Source organism: Methylobacterium sp. WL69, from assembly GCF_008039485.1.
Taxonomy (GTDB): domain Bacteria; phylum Pseudomonadota; class Alphaproteobacteria; order Rhizobiales; family Beijerinckiaceae; genus Methylobacterium.
Genome location: NZ_VRUZ01000055.1, coordinates 17340 through 27162 on the forward strand (window position 1 = coordinate 17340; position 9823 = coordinate 27162).

The window sequence follows — 9823 nt, forward strand, 5'->3', positions numbered from 1 at the left end:
CGGAGGTATGGCGCCGGCCCCGCGCGGCAAGGGCCGGTCACGACAGGAGACGCCGTTGCCGATCCCGCGCCGATGCTTCGTCTGCGCCGCCGACATGCTGGGGTCGAGCGCCCGGCGCCTCGCCTATCCGGACGGGCGGACGCGCGCCTTCGCCCTCGCCTGCGCCGCCTGCGGCGTCCTGCTGGAGCCGGGCACCGATCCCGTCCGGGCCCGCGCGCACCTCGCCGCGGCCCTCGCCGGCCCGGCCTTCCTGTCCGATCCGGACGCGCCCTACGGCCTGGACCCCTACACCCTGCGCAGTGCCGCGACGGGGTTCGGCCGCGGGGTTCGCCCGCTCACCGACGACGATCGCCACGACCTGCGCCATCCCCACGGCGGGCGGGCCGCGCGGGCGGCGCTCTACGACCTCGATGCGGCCGAGGGGCGGCCCGTCTCCCTCGGCCTGCTGTGCCGCCCGGCCGACCTCGACGCCGTCCTGGCGGCCGTGGCCCCGCACGCGGCCTGGACCGACGACGTCGCGATTCTCCTCGACGCCCCGGCGGCCCCGCCCGGCGCGGTGCCGGCGCCGGGTTTCGCCCCCGGCGCGGTGCGGGTGGGCGCCCGGCCCCTGGCGGGCGACTTCGCCGCGCAGCGCAACGCCCTCCAGGACCGCGCCCGCCATTCCTGGATGCTGCAGCTCGACGCCGACGAGGCCCTCGATCCGGGCGCCGGCCGGCTGCTGGCGGCCCTCGCCGCCCTGGCGGAGGCGGGCGACGTCGTCTCCATCGGGCTGCCGCGCCGGAACCGCGTCGACGGCATCCTCTCGGACGTCTACCCGGACGTGCAGTACCGGCTGAACCACCGCGCCGTGCGCTATGCCGGCCGCGTCCACGAGCGGCCCCGCCTCGACGGCGGCTGGCCGCGGAGCTTCATCGCCCTGCACGGGGCGATCGAGCACGGCTTGAGCCGCGGCCATGTCCTGGCCCGCTCGCGGCGCTACGAGGCCCTCGATCCCGGCCGGGGCCGGACCGAGGAGGAAGCCGCCCTGCTGCGCCCCTACCGCGACTGAGACTCCCGGATTCCAAAGGTCGAGACCTTTGGCGGGTGCAGGGCGGAGCCCTGCGGTCAACGCCGATCCCGAGTCCCCGCCAAAGGGCCTCGGCCCTTTGGAAGCCCGGATCACGCCGCCGCCAGGGCCCTGGCGTAGAGGGCGAGGGTCTCGCGGGCCAGGGTCGCCCGGTCGAAGCGGCCGGCCGCCGCCAGGGCGCGGGCCCGGTAGGCGAGGCGCAGGGCGGGGTCGGCGAGGAGCGGGCGCAGGGCGTCGGCCAGGGCCGGGCCCGTGGCCTCCCGCGCCAGGGGCCCCGCATCGGGCGCGCCCACGAAGGCGCGCGCGCTCGCGTCCTCGGCGCAGGCCACCACCGGGCGGCCATAGGCCAGGGCCTCCTGGTAGACGAGGCCGAAGCTCTCGTAGCGGGAGGGGGCGAGCACCGCGTGCGCGTCGGCATAGGCCCGGGCCAGGGCCTCGGCCGGGACCCGGCCGCGCGCCCGGATGCGGGCCCGCGCCGCCTCGGGCAGGCTGGCCGGCAGGTCCTCCGGGGGGACGCCGACGAGGTCGAGGACGAAGGGCGGGACGGCGCCCGCCGCCTGCTCGCGCACGAGGATCGCGATCGCCGCGAGCAGGGCGTCGAAGCCCTTGCGCGCCTCCGCCCGCCCGACGAAGAGCAGGCGCACCGGATCATCCGTCTCCGGGTAGGCGGCCGCGCAGGCGGAGGCCAGGATCGCGGGCGGCAGGCTGAGGCCGATCACGGCGGCGGGCTGCCGGCCGGACAGGCCGTAGGCGCGGGCGATGACCGCCGCGTGCGCGGCGGTGTTGGCGATGACCCCGGCGCTGCCCCGCGCCTGCCGGCGCTCCAGGGCATCGGCGGTCCGGCCGTCGAGGCGGTCGCGGAGGGAGCCGGGCGGATCGCGGGTGAAGGCGGCGGGCGTCGAGCTCCGGGTGACCAGGGGCAGGTCCGGACGTCCGGCGAGGAGCACGGCGGGGGCGTACCAGTTCGTCGCCTCCACCACGGCGAAGGGCCTTTGGGCATGGGCCGCCAGGACGGCGCGGCGGAAGGCCAGGGGCGCGGCGAGGTGCCCGGCCGAACCCCACCGGCGCAGGCGCGCCAGCCCGCCGCCGGGCGGCAGGGCGAGTCCCGCGACGGTGACGCCGCCGACCCGCTCGGGCGCCGCGCGGTCGAGGGTGAAGACCGTGACCTCGGCCCCCGCACCGGCGAGGCTCTCGGCGATCTCGCGGGCGGCCGTCGACAGCCCGCTCGGGGCCGGCGGGTAGTCCCAGGCGAGGAGGGCCGTGCGCATCAGGCGGCGAGCAGGCGGCGGTAGAGGGCGAGGTAGTCGGCCGCCATGCGCTCGGCGGTGAAGCGCGCCTCGAAGCGGCGGCGGATATGCGCGCGGTCGAGCCGGCCGATCCGGCCGAGGGCGTCCACCGCCTCGGCTTCGGAGGAGACGATGAAGCCGGTGACGCCGTCCTCGACGATCTCCGGGACCGAGCCGCGGTTCCAGGCGACGACGGGCGTGCCGCAGGCCATGGCCTCGATCATGACGAGGCCGAAGGGCTCCGGCCAGTCGATGGGGAACAGCAGCGCCCGCGCGCCCCCGAGGAGGTCCCCCTTCCGGGCGTCGTCCACGGGGCCGAGATAGGTCGCGTCGTCCCCGAGGAGGGGGCGCACCCGGCTGTCGAAATAGTCCGGGTTGCCGACGTCGATGGTCCCCCCGAGGCGGATCGGCAGGCCGGCGGCGCGGGCGACGCGGATCGCGGTGTCGGGCCGCTTCTGGTCGGTCATGCGGCCGACGAAGGCGACGTGCCCGCCGGGCCGCGTCCGCAGGGCGTAGCGGTCCCGGTCGATGCCGTGATGCACCACCCCGGCCCGGTTCGAGGCCGGGATGCCGGCCTCCTGCGCCGCCGAGATCGCCGCGACGGGCAGGTCGGGAAACCCCGAGAAGAACAGGGCCCGGTCGAGTTCGTCCACGCGCCAGTGCACCGTGGTCAGGCTGTGCCGCCGGCGGTCGCCGAGGAGCGCGGCATGGGCGAACTCGCCGTGGCAATGCACGATGTCGAACCCGTCGAGCGTCCGGCGCAGGGCCTCCAGCTGCAGGGCATCGAGGGCGGCCGGAACCCCGGGGGCGACCCGCCCGTGGCGGCCTTCCAGGGCCGACAGGCTCGGATAGTTGCCGATGCGCGGCAAGTCTGTCGCACTGTCGGACGGGGCGAACAGCGTTATATCCACGCCCAAGCTTCGAAGTGCCGTGCCGAGGTCGTGGATGACCCGCTCGGTGCCGCCATGATGCTCTGGGGGAATAGGGAAAATGTTCGGGGCGACTTGGGCGACGCGGATCACGGGTTGTGCCTCATCTGAAACGTTTCTTCTTCGGAACCCGCCCATAACGCCGGCGCCCTGATGTTCGTCTTGCATATCGCCCTGCAAGGCTGCCTGCGCAGCGGCGAGGTCGTGTTCGGGCTCACCGCCGACACCGGGGGCCACATCCGCTACCTGCTCGATCTCGTGGCGGCCTCGTCCCAGGATGTCGGCGTCGACCGGATCGTGGTGGCGACCCGCCTGTTCCACGGCGCGCCCGGCCCCGATTACGCCGTGCCCGAAGAGCGCATCTCCGACAAGGTCGAGCTCGTGCGGCTCGCGAGCGCGTCGCCGGCCTACCGGTCGAAGGAGGCGATGCACGCGGAGGTCGAAAGCTTCGCCCGCAACCTCGTCGCCTGGATCGCCGCGCAGCCGCGGCCGCCGGACCTGATCCACGCCCATTACGCGGACGCCGCCTCCGTGGCGGGCCTCGTCGCGGACCGGCTCGGCATCCCGTTCGTGTTCACCGCCCACTCCCTCGGGCGGGTCAAGGCGGCGATGCTCGGGCCCGCGGCGGCGGGCTGCCCCGACCTCGCGCGCCGGATCGCCGCCGAGGAAGCGGCCCTGGCGCGGGCGAGCCTGGTCATCGCCTCGTCCCGCGACGAGGCGGAGGTGCAGTATGCCGGCTACGCGGCCTACGAGCCCGGGCGCATCCGCGTCCTGCCGCCGGGCAGCGATCTCGCCCGGTTCGCCGCGGCCGAGCCCCGTCCGCAGGTCGATGCCGCCATCGACCGCTTCCTGCACGATCCGGGCAAGCCCACCCTCCTGGCCCTGGCCCGGCCGGTGGCGCGCAAGAACCTCGGCGCCCTCGTGCGCGCCTACGGCGAGAGCCCCGAACTGCAGGCCCGGGCCAACCTCGTCCTGATGGCGGGCACCCGCGAGGACATCGACGCCCTCGACGGCGACATGGCCGGGACCATGCGCGAGATCCTGGTGCTCATCGACCGCTACGACCTCTACGGCCGCGTGGCCTACCCCAAGACCCACCGCCCGGAGGACGTGCCGGCGATCTACGCCCATGCCCGCGCCCGCGGCGGCCTGTTCGTCAACCCGGCCCTCAACGAGCCGTTCGGCCTGACCCTGCTGGAGGCCTCCGCCGCCGGCCTGCCCCTGGTGGCCACCGACAGCGGCGGGCCCAACGACATCGTCGAGACCTGCGGCAACGGCCTGCTCGTCGATCCCCGCGCCCCCGACGCCATCGCGGCCGCCTGCCTGCGCATCCTCGACGAGCCCGGCCTCTACGCCGCCTGCGTCGCCGGCGGCGCACGGGCGGCGGCGGCCTACGATTGGGACCGGCACGCCGCGCGCTACCACACCCTCCTGCGCGCGCTCCTGGCGCCCGAGCCGCCCCTGGCGGCGCCCCTTCAGCTCCTCGTCTGCGACATCGACAACACCCTGGTGGGCTGCGCGGCGGCCCTCGGCATCTTCCGGCGCTGGCGCAGCCGGCAGGCGGGGCTGGCCTTCGGCGTCGCCACCGGCCGCTCGTTCCACAGCGCCATGGCGATCCTCGAACAGCAGGAGAGCCCGCGCCCGCAGGTGATGATCACCTCCGTCGGCTCCGAGATCCACCACCTCGATGCCAACGGCGTCACCTACACGGCCGACGCGGCGTGGCGCGCCCGCGTCTCGGCGGACTGGGACCGCGACGGCGTCCGCGCGGCCCTGGCCGACCTCGACGGGCTCGTGCCCCAGGGCTCCCTGGAGCAGCGCGGGCACAAGCTCAGCTATTTCGGCGATGCGGGGACGGCCCAGGCGGTCCGGGCCCGCCTCGCCCGGACGGGGCGGCGCGCCAACGTGATCCACAGCCACGGCCGCTACCTCGACGTCCTGCCGGTGGCGGCCTCGAAGGGCACGGCCGTCGACCACGTCCGGGCGCGCTACGGCCTGCCCGAGCGCGCCGTGTTCGTGGCGGGCGATTCCGGCAACGACGTCGAGATGCTGCGCGCCCAGGGGCACGCCATCATCGTCGCCAACTACTCCGACGATCTGGCGAGCCAGGCCGGGCTGACCCATTCCTACGTGGCCCGGGCCTCGCACGCCCGCGGCATCATCGAGGGCGTCGGCCATTTCCGGCGGATGCTGGCCGATGCCGGCTGATTCTTCGCGAGCGCTCTTTCAGGCCCCTTTGCAGACCCCTTCGGCGAGCGTGCTCACCCTGGTGCGCGGCCGGGCCGACCGCCTGCGCAACCTCATGGCGGGCCTCGCGCGCCAGACCGTGCGCCCGCGCGAGTTGGTGATCGCCTGGATGCAGCCGGAGCCCGCCCCGGACCTGCCCGATCCGGGCTGCCCGGTGCGCCACCTCCACGTGGCCGGCGAGCCGATGCCGCTCGCCGCCGCCCGCAACCGCGCCGCCGGAGCCGCCGCCGGCGACCTCCTGATCTTCCTCGACGTCGACTGCATCCCCTCCCCCACCCTCGTGGGCGCCTACGGGCACGCGGCGGCGGAGACGGACGGCCTGTTCCTCGGCGAAGTCCTGTACCTGCCGCCGAACCTGCCCCCCGACGTGCCGCCCGACCCCGAGACCCTCGACCGGCTCGGGCAGGCGCATCCGGCGCGGCCCGCGGTGCCGGAGACGGGCCTGCGCCGCGAGCCCGATCCGGGCCAGCTCTGGGGCCTGTCCTTCGCCCTGCCGGCGCGGGCCTGGGCCGCCGTCGGCGGCATGGACGAGGCCTATGCGGGCTATGGCGGGGAGGAGACCGATCTGGCCGCCCGCCTCGCCGCCACGGGGTTGCCGACCTTCTGGGTCGGGCGGGCCCGCGCCTATCACCAGCACCACGCCGTGCACGTGCCGCCCCTGCAGCATTTCGAGGCGATCCTCGCCAACGCCGCGCGCTTCTTCGACACCCACGGGCGCTGGTGCATGACCTACTGGCTCGGCCAGTTCCGGGCCGCCGGCCTCATCGACTGGGACCCGGCCGCCCCCGCGATCCGCGTCCTGCGCCGGCCGAGCGCCGCCGAGATCGCCGCCGCGCACCGGCCCGACGCCCTGTTCTCCTGAGAGTTGCGAAGACCACCGCCATGAAGAAGCCCATCGCGTTCTTCGTCCACCACCAGGGACGGGGCCACGCCAACCGCACCATGGCGGTGGCGGCCGAATTCGCCCGCGACCGTCCCGTCTCCGTGCTCACCGCCGGGCCGCACCTGTTCGAGGGGTTTTCCCGCGACATCGAGATCGTGACCCTGCCCGACATGATCGGCGCCGGCGTGCCGACCCCGCGCCTCTACGCCGAGCCGACGCCGCAGGTGATGCACTGCGTGCCGCTCGGCCTCACGGCCATGCGCCGGACCATGCGGACGATCCTCGACCACCTCGACGCCCGCGACGTCGGCCTGTTCGTGGTCGACGTCTCGGCGGAGATCGCCCTGCTGGCGCGCATCGCCAGCGTGCCGGCGGTGCAGATCCGCATGCACGGCGACCGCTCGGACATCGGCCATGTCGGCGCCTACGAGGCCTGCGTCGGGATGCTCGCCCCCTTCGACGAACGGATGGAGCAGGACGATTATCCCGCGTCCCTGCGGGCCAAGACCTTCTACAGCGGCGGCCTGTGCACCAGCGTCGACGGCGTCCTGAGCCGCGCCGAGGCCCGCGAAAAACTCGGCCTCGACCCGGAGCGCGAGATCGTCGTCGCGGTCACCGGGGGCGGGGGCAGCGGCACGCCCTACGCGCCCCTGACCGTCGCCGCCCGCGCCGTGCCCGACGCCCTGTGGCTGACCCTCGGGCCGACCCACCGCGAGGGTCACGAGACCGATTTTGCCAACCTGCGCGAGCTCGGCTGGGTCCCGTCCGTCACCGACTACCTCGCCGCCGCCGACATCGTGGTGGCGTCGGCCGGCGACAACACGGTCCACGAGGTGGCGCGGGTCGGCGGGCGCCTCGTCGTCATGCCGGAATGGCGCTACTTCGGCGAGCAGACCCGCAAGGCCGAGGCCCTGGTCCGCCTCGGCGCCGCCATCCAGGCCCCCGTCTGGCCCGGCGACCTCCAGGGCTGGCGCGACCTCGTGGCCCGGGCCCGCACCCTCGACGGCACCGCCCTGCGCGGCCTCTACGCGCCGGATGCCGCACGCCGCGCCGCCGGCTGGCTCGAGGGGCTGACCGACGAACTCTGGCACGGGGCGACGGAGCCCCCCGCGCCCCCGGTCGTTGCCGCCGGCTGACCCCTTCGTTTCCCGTGCTCAAGACTCCCCGGAGCCAGATCGTCCCATGTCCACCGTTTCCGTCGTGACCCTCGCCAAGGGACGGCCCGCCCACCTGCGCAACGTGCTGCTGGGCCTGCAGCGCCAGACGCGAGCCCCCGCCGAGTTCGTCGTCGCGGTGATGCAGGACGCGCCCTACGACCTGCCCGAGGTCGGCTTCCCGGTCCGCCAGATCCTGGTGCCGGGCGCGGCCCTGCCCCTCGCGGCGGCGCGCAACCGCGGCGTGGCGGCGGCCACCGGGGACATGATCGTCTTCCTCGACGTCGACTGCATCCCCGCCCCCGACCTCGTGGCCGACTACGCGCGCGGCCTCGCCGAACTCGACGGCCTGCTCATGGGCGAGGTGCTCCACCTGCCGGACGGGGCCACGGCGGGCGACTGGGGCTATGCGGATCTCGCGGCGGTGGCCGAGAAGCACTCCGACCGCCGCGGCCCCCCGGCCTCCGGCCTCGAACTCTGCAACGACTACCGCTGCTTCTGGTCGCTCAACTTCGCCATCCGGCGCGCCACCTTCCTCGCCACCGGCGGGTTCGACGAGCGCTACACCGGCTACGGCGGCGAGGACACGGATTTCGGCAAGGTCCTCGACCAGGGCGGCGTGCCCATCGCCTGGATGAAGGGCGGGCTCGCCTATCACCAGTACCACCCGCACCACATGCCGCCGGTCCACCACCTCGACAGCGTCGTGCGCAACGCCGAACTGTTCGAGGCCAAGTGGGGCTACCGCACCATGGGCCACTGGCTCTACGCGTTCCGGGTGATGGGCCTCATCGACGACGCGCCCAACCGGCCGATCCGCATCCTGCGCCGCCCCGAGGCCGCCGACCTTGCGCTCACCGGCCAGCAGAGCCACCAGCCCTACGGCAATTCGGCGTCCGTCATCCGCTTCCTCGAAGCCCAGGCCGCCCCGGCGGCGACGGCGTGAGGATCGCCCTCCTCGCCCATCTCCGCCACCCGGTGGCGGCCCCCTTCGCCGGCGGCATGGAGGCCCACAGCTGGTCCCTCGCCGCGGGGCTGATGGCGCGGGGGCACGACGTGGTGCTGTTCGCCGCCGGGGACAGCGACCCGCGCCTTGCCGTCGACCCGGTGATCCCGGTGCACCACGAGGCGAGCTTCCCCGGCCTCGAACACCGGGGCGATCCGGGGCTCGTCGCTCATGTGGATGCGGGCTACGCCGCCGCCTGCGACCGGATCGCGGCGGGCGGCTTCGACGTGCTGCACAACAACTCCCTGAGCCGCCTGCCCCTGGAGCGGCGGCGCACGGCCGCGATGCCCACGGTCACCTCCCTGCACGTGCCGCCCTACGACGCCCTGCGCTGGTTCGTGCAGGAGAGCCGCGCCCCCACCCACCGCATCACCGTGACGTCGCGGGCGCAGGCCAAGGTCTGGTGGCCGGAGGCGGTGCCGCCCGACGTGTCCGTGCTCCACAACGGCGTCGATCCCGCGGCCTGGCCCTACCGGGACACCGGGGACGGCAGCGCCGTGTGGTCCGGGCGCATGGCGCCGATCAAGGGCGCGCACCGCGCCATCGCGGCCGCGCGGGCGGCCGGCCTCCCCCTGACCCTGTACGGACCCATCGAGGACCCGGAGTACTGGGCGACCCGCATCGCGCCGGCGCTCGGGGGGCCGATCCGCTACGGCGGCCACCTCTCCGGCGACGCCCTGGCGCGCGCGATCGGGCGCGCCTCGGTCTTCCTGTTCACCCCGTGCTGGGACGAGCCGTTCGGGCTGGTCGCCATCGAGGCCATGGCCTGCGGCGTGCCGGTGGCGGGCCTCGCCATGGGGGCGGCCGAAGAGGTGGTCGGCGAGGCCGGATGCCTCGCGCCCCTCGGGGACGAACCCGCCCTGGCGCGGGCCGTCGGCGCGGCGCTCGCCATCCCGCGCGCCGTGCCCCATGCGCGGGTCCTGCGGCTGTTCACCCGCGACCTCTGGCTCGACCGCTGCGAGGCGCTTTACACCCAGGCCCGCGCGGCGGCGTGATCCGGCCGATTACTGAAAGATGGAGGGGGGCGGATTCCTCCTACTCACAGGCTACGGGATTCGCACGACTGCGAACGGGCCGATTTCGCACAGAGACAGGGCACCGGACGGCATCCGGATGCGATCGCGCGAGGCGCATCGGGACTCCCTCTCCTGGAAGGCTACGGCCTGTACGGAAACGATTCGAGTGTTTTGAGTTGGGCCCCTTTGGCGTTGTGGTCGGAGGGGCGGCGATGGAGGGGCTCGGGCCTGGGGAC

At 74.9% G+C, this 9823-nt stretch carries 8 protein-coding genes; 6 read left to right on the plus strand and 2 right to left on the minus strand.

The features are described from left to right. The first annotated feature begins 94 nt into the window (after positions 1 to 94). A complete protein-coding gene (locus FV218_RS14960) occupies positions 95 to 1048 on the plus strand; it encodes a hypothetical protein (RefSeq protein ID WP_246685137.1) in 954 nt (317 codons plus the stop codon). A gap of 110 nt (positions 1049 to 1158) precedes the next feature. On the opposite strand, the gene FV218_RS14965 is transcribed toward FV218_RS14960, so the two are convergent. Together FV218_RS14965 and FV218_RS14970 are read right to left on the minus strand one after the other, a co-directional pair. Continuing rightward, positions 1159 to 2334, minus strand: coding sequence for a glycosyltransferase family 4 protein (locus FV218_RS14965; protein WP_147710460.1), 1176 nt, complete (start codon positions 2332 to 2334; stop codon positions 1159 to 1161). Further along, positions 2334 to 3374 (minus strand): glycosyltransferase family 4 protein, encoded by a 1041-nt coding sequence (locus tag FV218_RS14970; protein ID WP_147710462.1) that lies wholly within the window; start codon positions 3372 to 3374, stop codon positions 2334 to 2336. The genes FV218_RS14965 and FV218_RS14970 overlap by 1 nt, the downstream gene beginning before the upstream one ends. Positions 3375 to 3434: 60 nt before the next feature. Between FV218_RS14970 and FV218_RS14975 the strand changes: the two genes are divergently transcribed. From FV218_RS14975 to FV218_RS14995, 5 genes are all read left to right on the plus strand, one after another. Continuing rightward, complete coding sequence (locus FV218_RS14975) at positions 3435 to 5489, plus strand: HAD-IIB family hydrolase (protein ID WP_147710464.1); 2055 nt, start codon at positions 3435 to 3437, stop codon at positions 5487 to 5489. 94 nt (positions 5490 to 5583) lie between these two features. Beyond that, a complete protein-coding gene (locus tag FV218_RS14980; RefSeq protein WP_246685138.1) occupies positions 5584 to 6390 on the plus strand; it encodes a galactosyltransferase-related protein in 807 nt (268 codons plus the stop codon). A gap of 20 nt (positions 6391 to 6410) precedes the next feature. Beyond that, a complete protein-coding gene (locus tag FV218_RS14985; RefSeq protein WP_147710466.1) occupies positions 6411 to 7547 on the plus strand; it encodes a glycosyltransferase in 1137 nt (378 codons plus the stop codon). Between the two features lie 46 nt (positions 7548 to 7593). Then, positions 7594 to 8511, plus strand: coding sequence for a galactosyltransferase-related protein (locus tag FV218_RS14990; RefSeq protein ID WP_147710467.1), 918 nt, complete (start codon positions 7594 to 7596; stop codon positions 8509 to 8511). Continuing rightward, positions 8508 to 9566 (plus strand): glycosyltransferase, encoded by a 1059-nt coding sequence (locus tag FV218_RS14995; protein WP_147710469.1) that lies wholly within the window; start codon positions 8508 to 8510, stop codon positions 9564 to 9566. The genes FV218_RS14990 and FV218_RS14995 overlap by 4 nt, the downstream gene beginning before the upstream one ends. Positions 9567 to 9823: the final 257 nt, after the last annotated feature.

Coding starts and splice junctions, on each gene's coding strand:
- FV218_RS14960 (WP_246685137.1), top strand. CDS start 95: ATGCTGGGGTCGAGCGCCCGGCGCCTCGCCTATCCGGACGGGCGGACG.
- FV218_RS14965 (WP_147710460.1), bottom strand. CDS start 2,334: ATGCGCACGGCCCTCCTCGCCTGGGACTACCCGCCGGCCCCGAGCGGG.
- FV218_RS14975 (WP_147710464.1), top strand. CDS start 3,435: ATGTTCGTCTTGCATATCGCCCTGCAAGGCTGCCTGCGCAGCGGCGAG.
- FV218_RS14980 (WP_246685138.1), top strand. CDS start 5,584: ATGGCGGGCCTCGCGCGCCAGACCGTGCGCCCGCGCGAGTTGGTGATC.
- FV218_RS14985 (WP_147710466.1), top strand. CDS start 6,411: ATGAAGAAGCCCATCGCGTTCTTCGTCCACCACCAGGGACGGGGCCAC.
- FV218_RS14990 (WP_147710467.1), top strand. CDS start 7,594: ATGTCCACCGTTTCCGTCGTGACCCTCGCCAAGGGACGGCCCGCCCAC.